We start from the raw sequence: 17,699 nt of genomic DNA on the forward strand, positions 1-17,699 counted from the left end.
ATTATTATAGTCTATTTTGTTAGCTATATCTCTTTGCTTTTTTCAAGACTATTAGGATTAATATAATATTTAGTAATGCACTTGAAAAGCCGAATAAGGCAATCGAAATCACATCATTTGTAAATATGAAATTACCTATTGCTAATGAAAGTATATTTATTATTAATGATAGAACTGTGTATTTAAGATGAAATGACTGCGCAGAAAGCACTGGCATTGAAATAATACTAGGTCTAGTTACAAATGTTAAAAATGATCTTAAAGCCAACCAACGAGAATATTCACCAGCCACTTTCCACTCCTCGCCAAATACAAAACTAAACAGCCACGGACCAAATAAAATTATTAATCCAAAAGGAATGATTCCAACGAAAAATAAAGAGATAGTAGCTTTTTTTATAAGATAATTTAAATTTTCCCCTTTGATCGCAGCCTCTGAAATTCTTGGATAAAATACATCCCCTACGGATTTACCGATTAGCTGAACTGGTAAACTTAATGCAGTACGACTTATCGTATAAAATCCAGCTGATGCCGGACCGAAAAAAGCTCCCAACATTAAAATAGGTATACTTTGCGTTGCCGCATTTAAAAATACTTGGGGAGATCTATAAATTGGAAAGTCCTTATATTTCTTCGCAAGATTCTTAATGAGTAATAGCTCTTTTTTAAAATTAACCTTTGGTAATTTTTCCTTTTCCTTATTAAATATAAACATTAAAAAAGCTTTCATACCATTACTAAAAGCTGTTAATGATATGAGCATCCAACCAAATGGATAGAATAAACCAAGTGCAACTTTACTCCCTTGAAATATTGTTGTATAAAATAACACTACTTTTGACGTTATTTTAAATTGTTTAGTACGAATTAACCATTGCTCTATTACTTGTAAGAGACCAGAGAAAAATATAACAATTGGAATAAAATATAGAAAGCTACTTATCTCGTCTATTCGAAATAGAGTTACCATTTCTTCACCAAAAAATATTATTAGAAGAGTGAAGATAATAGCGAAAATTAATGATATATATAGTGATAATCTGCCCAACCCTAAAGCGTCTTTTTTATTATCGGGTAAGACAATAGCAATAGGATATGTTAAAGCGGAAATTGGTATAATAAAACCAATAAACGCAATAAAGACACCCATTAAACCATATGCTTCTGGTCCATACAGTCTAGTAATAAGTGGAGAGGTAACTAAAGTAATTGCCTGCGCACCAGCAGTCCCTGTTACCATTATCGTTACTTGCTTTACAAATGACGAGTTTTTATAAGCATTTAATCTATTTTTTATATTCATTACTACTCCTTTAATAAGCCACTATAATAAATCTAATAAATGCAACTACAAATTTAAGATACTCAGAAAGTTTCTTTCACAATTTTTATTGTCTCTTAAAGGAAAACAATCTTCAATACGTTTTTCATATAACCTTGTATTCTTAAAATTATTATTAGAAATATTTATTACTTGTTTAACTAACTCCTCTTCATTTTTTAAAACTGGACCGAAACCTTGTTTTAAATAATCAAATTTTCGAATTCCTGAATGAGATTTAAAAAATTCCTCGTTATCAAATTGATAATATACAATCGGTTTATTCATATATGCAAAATCAAAGTAAATGCTTGAGTGATCTGTTATTAATAAAGCTGATTCCTTTAATAGTAACTGGATATCATTTTCTGCTGTATTATTAATCTTAATATTCTTTCCTGTTTTATTAAATAAATGTGAGTATTCTTTGAGTAAAGGATGTAAACATAAAACAAAAGATACATCATTATGATCTAAAAAGTCTATTAATTCTTTATTATTTAATAAAGCATTAATCTTTTTATAATAATTTGATTCTTTGAACTCCTTAGAATTAGAATATCTAAGAAACGTTCTCCAAGTAGGCATATACATTATCTGCTTTTTCGCTGAAAAATTCATTAAATTGTCAAATCTTGCTAAACCAAGATATTTTACTTCATTATTGTTGAAACCAAATTTTTCTTTTACTAATTTATATTCTAATGAGGCACCACATACAAATAAATCAATTCTAGATTTATTTTTATGGAGTGAAGGTAAATCATCTTTTATAATTCCATGTTTTAAATAAACATTTTTCGCTCTAGGCTTTACAATAAAATCCAACAATTTACAAGCATAAATATTTGGCATACATCCATTTCCAGCACCATGTGTCGATATATGTCTTTTAGCTAAAAAGTAGTATAAATAATGTTTAAAAGTTCCAAAGTAAATAACATTCTCAAATGATCCTACTTTCGATAAATCAGCTGAACTTCTATCAATAATGTAAAAACACTTAATTTTGCTATGTTTTTCCCTTATATATTTAAATAGATGATAACCATTATCTCTTGCCTCATTAAATCGTTCGCAAACTATCCAAATATCCTTATATTTTGAGTTGAATTGTAATAATTGTGATAATATAAACATTGGGATTGCATAGGTCAACAAGTAAAAGATACCTTGAAAGGCATTTTTCGAAAAAAACTTTTGCTTAATACTCATCTAATCGACTCCCAATTAAAAAATAGCATTTCTAAATAACTATTATCTCTGATATAATTTAATATAATCTTCAGATATACTCTTCCAATTAAACTGTTTAGATAGTTCAATACAGTTAACTGACATAGTATCATACTCATTAACTATCTTATGAATTGAATCAACAATAGAATTTATATTATACGGATCAACTGAATATCCGATCTTACCTTCTTCAAAAAAACCATCTATTCCTTGCCCACTTGAATATAGAACAGGGAGCCCTCTAGACATTGCTTCAATATAGGTAAGTCCAAATGTTTCTTTAATTGAGGGCATTATAAATATATCACTCTTGTCCATTATTGATGAAATATAACTTTTATCATTTATATAGCCGTGAAATACAGTATCTCTATAAATATTTAGTTTTTCACAAAGATTCTTGACTTCCTGTTCCATTGGACCATTTCCAATAATATTCAACTTTATGTTATAGCCTCTCTTAATAAGTTCATGACAAGAATAAACAACTGTTTTTATATTTTTATTTTTATTTAGCGTACCTATAAATAATAAAGTAAGATCAGTCGATTCCTTAATACTTTTCCTTTTGGCAAGATTATTGTGCCAATAATCAGATATACCATTTGGTATGACCAAACATTTATTTTTAATTTTTGATACCACCTGTGACGGTAATAATGAGAACATCTTCCTTTGATATGCATAAGAAATGAAGACAATAGATTCAGCATTTAACAATATCTTATACATCAAGGGCCTTAAATGAATGGCATACTTATAGAAATAATTTATATCCGTATTTCGGATATTCACAGTATATTTAACCTTATATTTTTTATAAAGCAAATATGCAGTGCCACCATCACTGAAAACAGTGTGTGCATGTATTACATCAGGTAAAACTTCACTCAGAATATTACACTCAATATCTTTCTTCTGTTTAGATATTTTTCTTATAAAAAAATATCTATCACTTTTCTTTAATATATTACTATACTCATACTTTACGGTTTCAAATGTCGACGGAAGTTGATTTTTACCAAATTGAACTTTTTCTCTAATTGGTATATAAATAATTTGATTAATATTTTTAAAAGACAAACTTTTAACTAAATTATTATAAAGTTTATTTCCTATATAGTATGAGCAAATGTGTAATACTCTCATATTTCTTCTCCCTACACAGATTATATTTAAAACTATTTATCATAAAAAAATCTAAAGAAACTGTAATTTCCATTTTGCCAAGATACAAAAAAGCAATATTTCAATATAAACTCCTTCTGTTTTTTAGCCTGATTGCTTTTCTCCGGTACTTCTATTTTTCCCCAGGTATACCATGGAAATCACTTTTCGAAAGTTCCGTGTGGGATACTCCATCTAGTAATCGCCAAAAAGCTGCACTAACAGCAATACTAATTTCATTATTTCTAACAAGCTAAAATTTCGAGAAGATGAAATTGCGCGGAACTTTGTTAACCATCTCTTATATGATCTATCGGAATTTTAATATTCTAAGTATTGTTTTGTCATTTTCTTTAACTCTGTGACTTTTCGAGGTTAGAGAAGGTAGAGTCTCTTTTAAGTATACTCCTTAATCACCTTCTCATTGCCCCTGTATGATAATATCCGTATAGATGGGGCAATGCTTAATGCACTCCCACTATAAACCGGGAATACTATCTATACTAACCGTACTTTTTATAACCTCCAATAACTATATCCACGTTCTATAATCTGATCTTTATCCAAAATACTTTTAACATCAACAATTACCTTCTCTTCATTCGAAAAATCACCGAATAACTCATCTATCTTCTCTAATGTCATATCCTTAAACATACTATGACCAACGGCAAATACTACACAATCCGCATTATCTACCATATCCAATGGAACTAGATCAACCTCATACTCACGTTTTGCATCTATTGGATCCGCGTATGGATCAACTACAACTGGATCAATGCCATATTCATTTAAACGTTTAATAATATCATCTACTTTGGAATTACGGGTGTCGGGGCAATTTTCTTTAAAAGTTATACCTAATATTACAACCTTTGCTTTCTTAACTACCTTATTAGAATGGATTAATTTCTTAATAATAGTGTCAGCAACAAATTCTCCCATTCCATCATTAATTTTCCTACCTGATAAAATTATTTGTGAATGGTAACCAAGTTTTTCTGCTTCATAAATAAAATAGTACGGATCGACTCCTATACAGTGTCCTCCGACCAATCCGGGATGAAATTTAAGTGAATTCCACTTTGTATTCATTGCTTCTACGACATCTTGTGTATCAATTCCCATACGATCAAATACAATTGCGAGTTCATTCATAAAAGCAATGTTAATATCCCGTTGGCTATTCTCTACTACCTTAGCCGCTTCGGCAACTTTAATCGATGTAGCTCGATGGACACCAACTTCAACAACCAGTTCATAAACCTTAGCAATCTCTTCTAATGAATCATTATCTATACCAGATACAATTTTAACTATATTTTCTAAACGGTTTACTTTATCCCCTGGATTTATCCGTTCTGGAGAGTATCCAACTTTAAAGTCACGTCCACATTTTAGTCCAGATTCCTTTTCAAGTATAGGAATACAAATATCCTCTGTAACGCCAGGGTAAACTGTAGATTCATATACCACAAACGACCCTTTTGTTAAATTTTGTCCAAGAGTCTTACTTACCCCTTCTATAGGACTTAAGTTAGGAGTTTTATCTGCGTTTACTGGCGTTGGAACAGCAACAATATGAAACTTTGCTTCTTTCAATTTAGTTGCATTAGAAGTAAAATCAACTGTTGTTTGCCGTATAACTTCATCACCTACTTCATTTGTAGGATCTATCCCATTATTATATTGATCAATTTTATGAGTATTTAAGTCAAAGCCAATTACATCCACCGTTTCGGCAAATGCAACTGCAATCGGCATACCGACATAGCCAAGTCCTACTACCGCTATTTTTTCCTCTTTATTAACTAGTTTTTCGTACATGCTCATTTACTTTTTTCCCACTTTCGTCAACAATTTTAATAATTTCTATTAATTTATTCGTTAAAAGTCTAAAGTCAAAATATTTTGCAGCTTCCCTAGCATTTTTCCCTTTTTGTAAAGTTTCTTGTTCATCATCACATGAATTGAGAACAGCCTTTGCGATTTCCTCTGCGTTTTGAATAGGTGCACTAACCCCACAATTAAATTTCTCACAAATACTATAACCAGTTGAGTATGTCTGAACAATACATTTACCGGCTGTTAAGTATTCGAAAAATTTATTTTGACTTTGTCCATATTTATCTAATGAGGTACTTTCATTATGAAGAATATTTATATAAGAACTTTTTAAGATATAAGGTATATATTTTTTTTCCACACGTCCTTTAAAGATTACATTGTTTATATTTTCATCAATACAACGCTGCTTAAGAACATCTTCTTCATTACCAGATCCATATATCAAAAATCTAATTTCTTTTCTACCTTGTTCTTGTATTATTTTTGCAGCATCCACTAACAAACCCAGATTATTAACCTTCCTTATTGATCCAGTATAAACAATGTTCTTATAATCCTTATTTCCTAAATCTTGATCAACTAACTTGCTTTCCCGACTATTTTTATCAAATGTGTCTATTACAACTCCGTTACTTATATACTTAATCTTGGATAAATCAACTTCTTTTTCCCATCCTTGATGAACGATATAGTCCTTTCCACCTTCCCAAGTCATAATAACGGAGTCTGCTTTCTTATATATCCATTTTTCTCCATGATATAGTGACTTAGCAATTAAACTATTTTTTTTCAATGCACCATAAGCAACAAGGCTTTCTGGCCACAAATCTCTAACCTCACAAATACATGGTATCTTGAATTCTTTTGCTAATCTTATCCCCGCTAACATAGTTAGTGGATGCACACTAGAAGCAAGTATTACATCAGGTTTCCCGTGAATCTTTGCGAATTCTTTAGCTACTGGGAATAGATTTCTATAAAAAGCTATCATATTTTTTATCCTAGTTTTCCCATTACCTTGATAAGAAGGTGTTTTTACAAAAACAAATGGGATGCCATTAACCTCATCTTTAACATACAACTGAATGCCTGTATCAATATTTTCATTCATATTATGAAAAGTGGAGGCACAAAAAATTGTTGCGGTATAGCCATTATCAATTAAGTTTTCTGCAAACCAATAGTGTCTCCCAGCACAGTCTTTGAACATATTGGTCGCATAATGATTCCATATCCAAACATTTTTCTTCATTCCTCTATACTCTCCTAGCCGGTACACCTATATATGTGCCAGATTCAGTTATATCCTTAACTACCACAGCACCTGCACCAATTTCACAATCATTCGTAATCGACAAATTGTTACTTACGATACTGCCTATCCCCATCCAAGATCTAGTTCCAACATTTACATTACCCGCTAAATGAACTCCTGGTGAAATATGAACAAAATCCATTACACAATTATCATGGTCTATCGAAGAACCAGTATTGAGAATACAACCTTTACCTATTTTAGTACAGCTATTAATAATCGCTCCAGGCATTATAACTGTTCCCTCTCCTACCACCACTTGCTGTGCAACTACTGCATCAGGATGAATTAGTGTTGGAATAGTAGCTCCCTCTTCCTCTAATAAATTATAGATTTTTTGCCGTATACAATTATTACCTATACCTACAAATATTTCATATTCATCTATATATTTGGAAACATTTTGAGAAGTTCCAATTACTTTTAACCCCATTGAGGATTTGATTTTTTCGTCATCATCTAAAAAAGCAATGCTTTGCCATTTATTCATTTTCATCGCTATGTCAGAAACGACTTTTCCATGCCCGCTTGCTCCGATAATTAGCAGTCTTTCCTTCATATCTCAATTCTTTCCTTTTTGTTTCCTTTAAAAGGTTCCATTGTTGCTGAAGATTCCGAACTAATACCTTCCCTCACAAATACTTTCATTATAGTTAGAAATATAATTTTCCAGTCTCCAAATATACTTACATTATCAACATACTTAACATCTAGTTTGAACTTTTCTTCCCAAGTAATTGCATTTCTACCACTCACCTGGGCCAAACCTGAGAGACCTGGACGAACTTCATGGCGTCTTTTTTGATCTTCGTTATACAGTGGCAGATATTGCACTAATAATGGTCTCGGACCAATAATGGACATGTCACCTTTTAATATATTGAAGAGTTCCGGTAGTTCATCAAGTGATGTAGAACGTAGCAATTTTCCAAATCTCGTTAACCTTACACTATCAGATAATAAATTCCCATTCTCATCCTTTTCATCTGTCATTGTCCTAAACTTATACATCATAAAGATTTGCTCATTTAGTCCTGGTCTTTCCTGTTTAAAAAATATAGGACCTCCAAGCTTAAGCTTAACAAGAACAGCAACTACTAATAAAATCGGACTGAGAATTATGATAGCTACTAACGATAAAATAAAATCCATTGGTCTTTTTACAAAACGCCTATAAACTCCCTCTCGCCCAGTCTTTTGGGAAGGAGGATTTATATTAGGTTTAGTTTCTATTTTCATTTTACTTCCACAATCCTTTAATAATCGTTATAACTCTATTCAAGTCCTTATCTGTCATCTTCGTATCAGAAGGCAAACATACCCCATTCTCAAACAATTTCTCAGACACATTACCACCTATGTAGTTATACTTCTCAAAGAATGGTTGCATATGCATTGGCTTCCATACAGGTCTTGATTCGATATTTTCTCTTTCAAGAGCCTCCATTACGTCAAAAGGTCTGATAGAGCCAGTCAACATCATGCTGCTTAACCAGTAATTCGGTTCATTCCATGCGTTACTTGGCATGAACTTAATACCCTCAAGATTACCAAGTTCCTGTTTATAGTACTCAAAAATATATCTTTTCTTCTCAACTCTTTGATCTAATACTTTCAACTGTCCTCTGCCAATTCCCGCTACCACATTACTCATTCGGTAGTTAAAACCAAGTTCGCTATGTTGATAGTGCTTTGCTTGATCCCGACTTTGTGTTGCCCAAAACCTTGCTTTTGCAATTTTCCCTTCATTATCCGAAACAAGCATCCCCCCACCAGAAGTCGTGATTATTTTATTTCCGTTGAAAGAGAAGATTCCATAATCTCCAAAAGTCCCAGTATGTTTTCCCTTATAATATGTACCTAAAGATTCTGCAGCATCTTCGATTAATGTCACATTATGTTTTTTACAAAGTTCAACAATCCTATCCATATCAGCAGATAAACCATAAAGGTGGACAACAATAACTGCTTTTACTTGTAGATATTTCTCAAATGCCTCCTCTAATGCATCTGGAGACATATTCCAAGTTTCTTCATCGCTATCGATAAATACTGGAATCGCATTTTGATAGATAATGGGATTGGCTGTGGCTGAAAAGGTAAGAGATGGACAGAATACGACATCTCCTTCACCTACACCTGCGGCTTTTAGTGCCAAATGAATCGCAGCTGTTCCTGAAGATAAAGCTGCCGCTGATTTCGAACCCACCTTGGCAGCAAGTTCTGTTTCAAATTGATTTACATTTTCACCAAGGGGGGCAATCCAATTTGTATCAAAGGCTTCTTTTATGTATTCCATTTCGTAACCCTCGTCACTCATATGTGGCGAGGAAAGAAATAATCTTTCCCTCACTTTAGTAGATTCCATTTTCCTACTTCCTTTCTAGATGTATTCACCTTTTAATCCTGTTAGAGGTAACTAATGTTTCACCAAGCATCACCGATAAAGGAGCCTTTATCACACATTGTCATTAAATACAAAAAAGGTTACCCTTCTATTTTACTAATTTCGCATATACTCATTTTTAAAATTCTCATTAATGACTATTGCCCACTTTTACTTCCTTTGTTACCTTCCAATTCGCTGTTGCTAGTACGGTATCTCGTGTTTCTTCTATATTTAAATGTTCAAAGCTTTCTATAATCTCGAATAACTCTGTTTTCTCCATCGGTTCTGCTTTCCCAATATGTATCTTTGGGAAAACTTGTTCTTTCTGTACTTCATTCTCATTAAGTAGTTCTTCATACATTTTCTCGCCGGGACGAATGCCACTATATTCCACACCGATTTCTTCTAATGTATATCCAGATAAAGTAATTAAGTTTTTGGCAAGATCAGCGATTTTGACTGGTTCACCCATATCTAAAACGAAGACTTCGCCACCGCGGGCTAAGACACCTGCTTGGATGACAAGACGGGAAGCTTCTGGGATTGTCATAAAATATCTGGTCATATCTGGATGTGTCACCGTCACAGGTCCACCTGATTCTATTTGCTTTTTGAACAATGGAATGACACTACCGCGACTGCCCAATACATTTCCAAAACGAACGGCAACAAATTTCGTTTGGCTTTCTTTGGCTAAGTTTTGAATCACCATTTCCGCAATCCGCTTGGTTGCCCCCATCACATTTGGTGGGTTAACAGCTTTGTCTGTTGAAACCAATACAAATGTGTGAATGCCGAATGTGTCACAAGCTTCTGCCACGTTTTTTGTGCCAAACACATTGTTCTTCACTGCTTCCCTTGGGTTATATTCCATTAATGGTACATGCTTGTGGGCTGCAGCGTGATAGACAACATCGGGTTGATAGTCATTCATTATTTCAAAGATGCGTGTACGGTCTTGCACATCGGCAATGATCGGAATAATCTCAATTTCTTGACTATATTGTTTTTTCAGTTCCATATCAATCGAGTAAATACTGAATTCACCATGCCCTAATAATAATAGCTTTTTCGGAGCGAAGTGGCAGATTTGCCGGCAAATTTCCGACCCAATTGAGCCACCGGCACCAGTCACTAATACGGTTGAGCCTGTGATTGACTCTGAAATTTGGCTACTATCCAATTTCACTGGTTCGCGCCCTAGTAAGTCTTCTACCTCAACATTGCGGATCGCACTGACCGAAACTTTCCCTGTCATCACATCTTCGATCAGCGGCATAATTTTTACATTAGCATCTGTTTGTGCGCAGATTTCGTAAATTCGCCTAATTTCTTTTTTCGATAAAGAAGGAATCGCAATAATAATATCTTCAATGTCTCTTTTCTCGACAATATCGGGAATTTGCTCAATCGTTCCACACACGGTTAAGTTAAAAATCTCTAACTTGTATTTTGTTAGATCGTCATCCGCAAAGGCGACTGGTATTTGCTCTCCATCTTCATGGTGAAGCAACTGCCTGGCAACCGTTGTCCCAGCAGAACCAGCACCAACGATTAAAGTATTTCTCTTTTCTGCTTTTGATTTGTTTAAACGATCGCGCACCATTCGCCATGAAAAACGTGAACCTCCAATTAACAAAATATGCAGCATCCAAGTGATAAACAGCACACGCCAATAGACATGACCAACACCAATAAATTGTGCAACAGCTGCGGTTAAGATCGAAAATGTTACGGCCTTGGCAATACTAAGCAATTCTCCAACACTAGCATACTCCCAAACTTTGTTATACAGACGATAAAGAAAAGCGAATAAATGATGGCTTGCGAGTAGGATAAGTGAACTCATTAGTAAAAGTTTCGACGTATAAAAGTTTGAAAATGGGTGCAGGAGGAAATAGCCAATATAAATCGAAAACAATACAATGGCAGAATCCAACAAAACCAATAACGATAGACGTTTTGGATAAGTCACTAGGCATCCCTTCTTTCTCAATTAATAGATTTATGTATACTTAAGCTTATTTTCACTAGCTAACGAAAGATCATGTACACACACGACCTTTCGTTAAATAATGAAACGTTAAAGAGCAAAGGCTAAGACGCGCAGTACCGACGGCAAGGTCAAAATGCACCATCCTGTTGCTTTGCCTGCACTAGTACATCCGTGTACGTCGTCTTGTTAGCCTAAAACACGGGCATCTAACCCGCCCTCACATTATCCTCTTGACAACGAATGTGTCTAAGGTAGGGGCTTTTCCCTCCCACAGGATAACCGAGTGCCTCCGTTGATAACGGATTGGAGACATAACCGGCATTTCACCCGTATATAGGCCTAGTTCCTTCGGGTTGCTCACTATATGAGTATAGGTAATCACAAAAAAACTTTTTATAAGGATGAACGGCTAAAGGCGCACCGTCCTGGCGCAACGCCGTTCTGACCAACATCCTGTTGGCCTAAAAAAGGCCTAGGAATTTTTTCTTTTTGATTTGTTTGGGAATATCACGATCAATATCTTGTCCATCTAGTATGACTTCTGCGTTTTGCAGGAATAGCTCGACATAGTCAAGACCGTATTTTGTTTCCACTAAATCAACTGCTTCCGCCATTTTAAATCCTCTTGTCGTAGTGTTATGAGCATCTGAGGCTAAGAAATGAGTTAAATTATTTTCGATTAAGTCAAAGCTAAACTTTTGAATTTTTTTACCGAAGTAACCAGTGAGACTTCCCGCCGTAACTTGGGAAGCAGCTCCATTTTTCACTAACTGATAGAGTTTGTTTGGATGTTCGATTAATTCCGTGTTTCGTTCTGGGTGGACAATCACTGGAATTAATCCTTTCATCTGGATGTCAAAGCATAGTTGCTCAGTGTAACGTGGAACATGGTTGGTTGGAAGTTCAATAAATAAATAGTGAGAGGTATCCCCTAGCCTAAGGATCTCTCCAGCTTCATAATCCTCCATGATCTCCCCATAAATTCGATTCTCCTGACCTGGTAAAATCTCAAGGTCAATCTGTTCTGCTTGCAAATACTCATTTAACTCTTTTACTTTCACCATAATATCTGCTTTTGTATTCAAAAAATGACCATTCATATGATGTGGTGTTGCAATAATTGTATGGATCCCTTCACTGACTGCCTGTTTCGCCATTAATAAGCTATCTGTATAATGGCTCGCACCGTCGTCTACGCCAGGAAGTATATGGCAATGGATATCAATCATTTACCTCTTCTCCCTTCCATTAAAAGTAAATGTACTCTTTCTTTCAGCATATCCTCTAACTGAAAGAAATAAAGCATAAAGCGTAACAGCCTTTATCAGGCTCATGACTACTCGCTATTTTCACGAATAAAACGAGATTATCAAGGTGCTAGTGCCCTTTTTCCTCCACTTAGACTTCTTTGGAAGTATATCAGAGTTCTACGAACGGTTGCACCGGGATAAAGGATCGATTTTCTGGAATGATCGAATCTAAGAAAGAGGAATCAAGTACTTTTTTAGGATGATGTAAAAACCAACAGTAAAACTCAATAGTCCAAAACAACTGATACGGTTATTTTGGACTAATCGTTTTATGGATGTAAAACCTTTTTCCGAGAAAAAAATACTAGTTTTTTATTATCGAGTTGCTTTCTTCCTAGTAGTCTCTTTCTTCTTAATTCGTTCCATAATAATAGTAGTAATCGGTTTTTTCCATTTTTTTATTATTTAAGACAACCCCTAGTATTTTCGCTTGTGCAGCTGCTAGAAGTTCCTTTGTTTTTTGAGCGGATTCGAGCTCTGTTTTGCCACTTGCCACGACTAGAACGGTTCCGTCACATTTATTCGCCAAAATTTGCGCATCTGTGACAGCTAAGACAGGAGGGGTATCAAAAATAATCAGATCATATTGCTCTTTTGCTCCTTCAAAGAAAAGTTGCATCCCTTTCGATCCAAGCAATTCAGCCGGATTTGGGGGAATGGGGCCAGATGGCAATACATGTAGATTTTCCACATCCGTAGACCGGGCCGCCTCTTCTAATACTACCTGACGAGTGAGAACATTCGTTAATCCAATCGTATTGGTAATACCAAATGTATAATGCACAGTTGGCTTTCGCATATCCGCATCGACAATCAATACCCTTTTCCCTTGTTGCGCAAACACAACGGCTAAATTGGCGGTCGTTGTTGATTTTCCTTCTGCTGGTCCAGATGATGTCACCATTAAGGTGCTGATTTCTTCATCAACTGCAGAAAACTCAATATTCGTCCGAATCGTCCGATATTGCTCCGAGATTGGTGACTTTGGATTGGCCTTCGCGACTAATTTACGTCGTCCCGATTGCGGGGTTAGATCTTGTTTAGCCAACTTGCTCACTCCTTACTCTAGCATTGCGACTATTCCCTACTTTTCTTTGAATCTTCTGATCTTCAATATTGGCAACAGCCCCAAGCATCGGTAATTCTAGCAACTTTTCAATATCTTCAGCTGTTTTAACCGTATTATCAAGATATTCAAGTAAAAAGGCTAGTCCCACGCCAAGCATCAAGCCAACAACAGCAGCAATCGCAATATTTAGTAGTGGCTGCGGCTTAACCGGCGAAGCCGTTGGTCCTACTTCTGCTTTGGTTAGAATGTTCACGTTATCAACATTCATAAGACCGACGATGTCCTTTTCAAATACTTCTGCGACTTTATTCGCAATCGCAGCAGCTTGATTCGGATCCGGATCTTGTACAGTAATATCGACAACTTGCGAGTCCTTCGCACTTTGCACAGTAATATTATTTTTCAATTGATTAACGGACATGCCAAGGTCTAGGTCCGCAATTACCTTATCCAGAATTCTTGGCGTTGTGATGATGACATTATATGTATTAATCAATTGCAAATTGGTTTGGATTTCCGATACATTATTGACTGGTTGCTCATCTTTGGATTGATTCACTAATAATTGCGTTGAAGATTGATAGATGGGTGTAAGCACAAAAAAACTGATCGCTCCACTTAGGACCATTGCCACTACTGTAATCAGTATAATCAAGGTCATTCTCTTACGTAGAGTCTGCATCAGCTCTTTTAAACTGATTGTTTCTTCCATAATATCCTCCCTGGATGATTGTCGACTATTCTATTAACGTGTATTATTATAGCATAGTATGTAAGTTTTTGAACTGGTATTTTTTCATGTTTTCTTAGAATCTTTTGCCAGGATATGCAATGAATCTAGTATGTTTGTCTTAGGAGGGTATCAAAACGATGCGAAATTTGTTGACAGCCATTATAGTTTTGGCTTGTCTGGTTTTTCTTGGTTCAGGTTATTTGTACTGGAAAGATCGGACTGGGGTGGTCGCTTCTGAAGTTGATTCGACCCCGAAAAAAGATGATCATTCAGAAGCAACTGATAAGGAAAAGAAAGAAAAGGATGTGGACACTAAGGTTGTGGAGTTGGCTAGCAACTGGCCTGAAGAGGCACAGGCCGACTTAGAGAAAGCGATTGAAAACGAGGAAGCCTATCCGATCGCTATTGTTGGTTCACTTGCGTTAGGCGGCGAGGATGGCTGGGCTGCTATGTTGAAAAAGGCATTAGAGGAAAGCTATGGGGATGATGTCGTCGATGTAAAGCTTTTTGAATATGACCTAACCTCAACAGAGTTTATTGACGAGGAAAAATATGAGGATGTTGTCGATTTTTCACCTAAATTGGTATTATTCGAGCCATTTATTTTAAATGACAACGGTGTTGTCGATGTTGGTGAGAACCACGACAATCTTGATACATTCCTCGATGAACTATCAGACGCAGTCGTCCTTTTACAACCAGCTCGTCCTATTCCTGATTCCAGTATTTACCCGATGCAGGTTCAGGATTTGGAAAGGTATGCGGACACACATGATATTCCTTATCTTGACCACTGGGAAAACTGGCCAGAGGATGCTTCTGATTATGTGGTGAATGGGGAGAGCGCTCCAAATGAAAAAGGTCATGAAGTCTGGTTTGAGTATTTGCAGGAATATTTTATTGCGGAATAATGGATATGGTTCTGCAGGATAATGTGTGAATTTTACAAGAAAAATCGCGACTGGACTTTCTACCCTAAGTGGAGAATCTGGTGGCGATTTTTTATGCGGGCATTTCGATATTTTATTTTTACTTATTTGAAAAAATCCTCGTTTATACTAGATTGTTTGTACAATCTAATTGGCCACTTCCCCGTAGTATATAGTAAGGTCGGCCGGCCTTTACTAAAAGAGGGGAGATATGTATATGTGTTATCATGACGATAATGATTTTGTAGGTGGCGTTGAGGATAGACGGCGGAGAAGACGACGTGTCATCGTATGTAAGTGCCGTGAAGTTAATGTTGGTGGCGTAGGAGATCGAGAACCTGATAACGGTTGTCATTGTCATAAATGTTGTAGACGTCGTGAAGAGGCAGCTCGTCGCGACTGCTGTGACTATTAAAATTTGCGGGAAAGGCTCGTGCTAATCCACTGCTCGTGCCTTATGCTTATGTTATGAGCATGCCAAGCTGGATTCAATTTCTTCGTACAGAAATGGTATGACTTTTTGTCTCATGCACTCGAGCTTGTATGCGGACGGAATGCAATCTCGGAGGGAATTGGGGCGAGAGCCTTGTCTTGAAACCCACTCCTTGTCATGGACAAAAGCACTCGTTTTTAGGGCAATGGCTAAGGTACGACGTATTGCAAATGACTACATCCTGCCGCCTCATTTTCTATACGTCACAGAGCTATTCCGATCCACATTCCGTGGGTCGCCATCTTCATCCATCCCTGTTACTTCCCTTGCATGCAGACAATCGTTCACCATTTCCTGATTTAAACTCTTGCCATCGCTTCTGTCTTTTGTTGATCGTTCTTTTCCTGAGTGCAACTGGTGAGCCGGTTGCAAGCGGAAGATCAGTAGGGTTCTCTCCCCTACTGGTTTTTTTGTTTGGGCACAGGATCCGTTTCTAGAGGTGGGTGGCCCCATTACTATGAATGAAAAACCCATAATTGGAGGAGGAAACCCATTCTTGTGCGTGAGGGGCCCATTTTCTGAAGAACATACCCATTTCTATTGGGAAAAGCCCATTTATTTTAGGTGAAGCCCATAACTTACATGAGAACCCCATTACTCTCTGAAAGAAGTCGGATTGCGCACCTCAGTGGAAAGGCGAATAAAACTTCCCTAATAAGGAAGCAAATGGCACAGCCGGTTGCAACCAAATAGAGGGGCAAAGCCGTGATCCTCAGTTTTGCCCCATTTTATTTTATTCTTTTGCTTCTTCCAAATAGTCTAGGTTAATGAGTCCTTCAATATCATCACTTTCAATGTAGTCGGCTTCTTTACTAATTTCGGCCATTTCTTTGATGACTTGTTCATTGACGTCTGTGGTCACTTCTAAATGTTCGAAGGCTGCCTGTGTTTCCTCTGCATCCACTTCTTTACCGGTTAATTCTTTAATATGTTCGATAACAATTTCTTGTGCTTCTTCTGGATTTTCCCGGATAAACTCCACGGCTTTTTGATGGGCACGGAGATAGGCGTGAACAAGTTCGTCATTTTCAAGGAAATCGTCTCTAGCGACCACAACTGTGTTTGTGGAATCTTTCCCCCATGCAAAGTTTTCCCAGTCCAATAAGAGTTTTCCGTTTGCTTGTGTTTCAAGGATATATCCCCATGGTTCCTGTGTTGCAGCGGCATCAACCGATTCTTGGACAAATAGGGACGCTGTATCCGCAGGAGCTGCAGCATATAGTTCCACTGTTCCCCCATTTTCCTGTACATTCAGGTCGACTTCCTGAAGTGCTTTACGCAGCATCACATCTTGCGTGCTTCCGATAACTGGGATGGCTACTCTTTTTCCATCAAGGTCGGCTAATGTCTCGACCCCACTATTTTCTCCAGCTACTAGAACCGCTCCCCCATTGACAGCACCTGACACAATATGGTGCTGAGGATTTTTCACATAGAAATTAATTGCCGGTCCGGGACCGACTGTACCAATATCAATCGCTTTCGTGGTCATGGCTTCCATAAAGAGACCACCATTGCTGACGGTCTTTGTCTCAATCTTCGTATTCTCGCCAAGCTCCTCTTGAAAAAATCCTTTATCCAAACCAACAATCGTCGCAACATGTGTAAGGTTTGGAAAATAGCCGATCTTCACAGTATCGCTTTTCCCATTTCCGCAACCCGCTAAGACGATTACTAGTAATAAACCTATCCATAATTTTTTCATTACATTTCTCCTCTTTTTCCAATGACATTCGTATTTTAATGGGAATTCGCTAGGAAACCCATTCTTATGGGAAAGAACTCATTTATGTGGCATGAAACCCATTTTTCTTGGATGGGGCCCATTCTCGTGCCGAGAAACCCATTCCTCATATGAAGAAGCCCATTCTTCCTTAAAACAAA

Annotated in this window: 14 protein-coding genes; 1 reads left to right on the forward strand and 13 read right to left on the reverse strand. The window is 36.4% G+C overall.

Translation table 11 applies throughout. The features are described from left to right. Window positions 1-19: 19 nt before the first annotated feature. From KI375_RS00460 to KI375_RS00515, 12 genes are all read right to left on the reverse strand, one after another. Entirely contained in the window at window positions 20-1,306 is a 1,287-nt protein-coding gene (locus tag KI375_RS00460; protein WP_212971603.1) for a lipopolysaccharide biosynthesis protein, read from the reverse strand. Window positions 1,307-1,351: 45 nt separating this feature from the next. After that, on the reverse strand, window positions 1,352-2,539 hold the full coding sequence (locus tag KI375_RS00465) for a CDP-glycerol glycerophosphotransferase family protein (protein ID WP_212971604.1): 1,188 nt from the start codon (window positions 2,537-2,539) through the stop codon (window positions 1,352-1,354). A 42-nt stretch (window positions 2,540-2,581) separates the two neighbouring features. Continuing rightward, on the reverse strand, window positions 2,582-3,712 hold the full coding sequence (locus tag KI375_RS00470) for a glycosyltransferase family 4 protein (protein ID WP_212971605.1): 1,131 nt from the start codon (window positions 3,710-3,712) through the stop codon (window positions 2,582-2,584). A 534-nt stretch (window positions 3,713-4,246) separates the two neighbouring features. Further along, window positions 4,247-5,566: a nucleotide sugar dehydrogenase gene (locus KI375_RS00475; protein ID WP_212971606.1), complete on the reverse strand. Its 1,320-nt coding sequence runs from the start codon at window positions 5,564-5,566 to the stop codon at window positions 4,247-4,249. Continuing rightward, window positions 5,541-6,833, reverse strand: coding sequence for a glycosyltransferase family 4 protein (locus KI375_RS00480; protein WP_212971607.1), 1,293 nt, complete (start codon window positions 6,831-6,833; stop codon window positions 5,541-5,543). Before KI375_RS00480 ends, KI375_RS00475 begins: the two co-directional genes overlap by 26 nt. A 4-nt stretch (window positions 6,834-6,837) precedes the next feature. Next, window positions 6,838-7,455: an acetyltransferase gene (locus KI375_RS00485; RefSeq protein ID WP_212971608.1), complete on the reverse strand. Its 618-nt coding sequence runs from the start codon at window positions 7,453-7,455 to the stop codon at window positions 6,838-6,840. Further along, the gene (locus KI375_RS00490) at window positions 7,452-8,135 is read right to left on the reverse strand and encodes a sugar transferase (protein ID WP_212971609.1); all 684 of its coding nucleotides are present in this window, start codon (window positions 8,133-8,135) and stop codon (window positions 7,452-7,454) included. The genes KI375_RS00485 and KI375_RS00490 overlap by 4 nt, the downstream gene beginning before the upstream one ends. A 1-nt stretch (window position 8,136) precedes the next feature. Further along, the gene (locus tag KI375_RS00495) at window positions 8,137-9,249 is read right to left on the reverse strand and encodes a DegT/DnrJ/EryC1/StrS family aminotransferase (protein ID WP_212971981.1); all 1,113 of its coding nucleotides are present in this window, start codon (window positions 9,247-9,249) and stop codon (window positions 8,137-8,139) included. 184 nt (window positions 9,250-9,433) lie between these two features. Beyond that, complete coding sequence (locus KI375_RS00500) at window positions 9,434-11,260, reverse strand: polysaccharide biosynthesis protein (RefSeq protein WP_212971610.1); 1,827 nt, start codon at window positions 11,258-11,260, stop codon at window positions 9,434-9,436. Between the two features lie 482 nt (window positions 11,261-11,742). Continuing rightward, window positions 11,743-12,510: a tyrosine-protein phosphatase gene (locus KI375_RS00505; protein ID WP_212971611.1), complete on the reverse strand. Its 768-nt coding sequence runs from the start codon at window positions 12,508-12,510 to the stop codon at window positions 11,743-11,745. Window positions 12,511-12,943: 433 nt separating this feature from the next. After that, on the reverse strand, window positions 12,944-13,639 hold the full coding sequence (locus KI375_RS00510; protein ID WP_212971612.1) for a CpsD/CapB family tyrosine-protein kinase: 696 nt from the start codon (window positions 13,637-13,639) through the stop codon (window positions 12,944-12,946). Further along, window positions 13,632-14,372 carry a YveK family protein gene (locus KI375_RS00515; protein ID WP_212971613.1) on the reverse strand — a complete coding sequence of 247 codons (741 nt, stop codon included), beginning with the start codon at window positions 14,370-14,372 and terminating at the stop codon, window positions 13,632-13,634. The genes KI375_RS00510 and KI375_RS00515 overlap by 8 nt, the downstream gene beginning before the upstream one ends. A gap of 158 nt (window positions 14,373-14,530) precedes the next feature. Between KI375_RS00515 and KI375_RS00520 the strand changes: the two genes are divergently transcribed. Next, complete coding sequence (locus tag KI375_RS00520; protein ID WP_212971614.1) at window positions 14,531-15,304, forward strand: SGNH/GDSL hydrolase family protein; 774 nt, start codon at window positions 14,531-14,533, stop codon at window positions 15,302-15,304. A 1,244-nt stretch (window positions 15,305-16,548) separates the two neighbouring features. On the opposite strand, the gene KI375_RS00525 is transcribed toward KI375_RS00520, so the two are convergent. Further along, the gene (locus tag KI375_RS00525; protein ID WP_212971615.1) at window positions 16,549-17,520 is read right to left on the reverse strand and encodes an aliphatic sulfonate ABC transporter substrate-binding protein; all 972 of its coding nucleotides are present in this window, start codon (window positions 17,518-17,520) and stop codon (window positions 16,549-16,551) included. Between the last annotated feature and the right edge of the window lie 179 nt (window positions 17,521-17,699).

This window comes from Bacillus sp. J14TS2 (genome assembly GCF_018333015.1).
GTDB lineage: Bacteria > Bacillota > Bacilli > Bacillales > Bacillaceae_C > Lederbergia.

Excerpts from the sequence above, each read along its gene's own strand:
- KI375_RS00460 (WP_212971603.1), bottom strand. The coding sequence starts at position 1,306 with ATGAATATAAAAAATAGATTAAATGCTTATAAAAACTCGTCATTTGTA.
- KI375_RS00465 (WP_212971604.1), bottom strand. The coding sequence starts at position 2,539 with ATGAGTATTAAGCAAAAGTTTTTTTCGAAAAATGCCTTTCAAGGTATC.
- KI375_RS00470 (WP_212971605.1), bottom strand. The coding sequence starts at position 3,712 with ATGAGAGTATTACACATTTGCTCATACTATATAGGAAATAAACTTTAT.
- KI375_RS00475 (WP_212971606.1), bottom strand. The coding sequence starts at position 5,566 with ATGAGCATGTACGAAAAACTAGTTAATAAAGAGGAAAAAATAGCGGTA.
- KI375_RS00480 (WP_212971607.1), bottom strand. The coding sequence starts at position 6,833 with ATGAAGAAAAATGTTTGGATATGGAATCATTATGCGACCAATATGTTC.
- KI375_RS00485 (WP_212971608.1), bottom strand. The coding sequence starts at position 7,455 with ATGAAGGAAAGACTGCTAATTATCGGAGCAAGCGGGCATGGAAAAGTC.
- KI375_RS00490 (WP_212971609.1), bottom strand. The coding sequence starts at position 8,135 with ATGAAAATAGAAACTAAACCTAATATAAATCCTCCTTCCCAAAAGACT.
- KI375_RS00505 (WP_212971611.1), bottom strand. The coding sequence starts at position 12,510 with ATGATTGATATCCATTGCCATATACTTCCTGGCGTAGACGACGGTGCG.
- KI375_RS00515 (WP_212971613.1), bottom strand. The coding sequence starts at position 14,372 with ATGGAAGAAACAATCAGTTTAAAAGAGCTGATGCAGACTCTACGTAAG.
- KI375_RS00520 (WP_212971614.1), top strand. The coding sequence starts at position 14,531 with ATGCGAAATTTGTTGACAGCCATTATAGTTTTGGCTTGTCTGGTTTTT.
- KI375_RS00525 (WP_212971615.1), bottom strand. The coding sequence starts at position 17,520 with ATGAAAAAATTATGGATAGGTTTATTACTAGTAATCGTCTTAGCGGGT.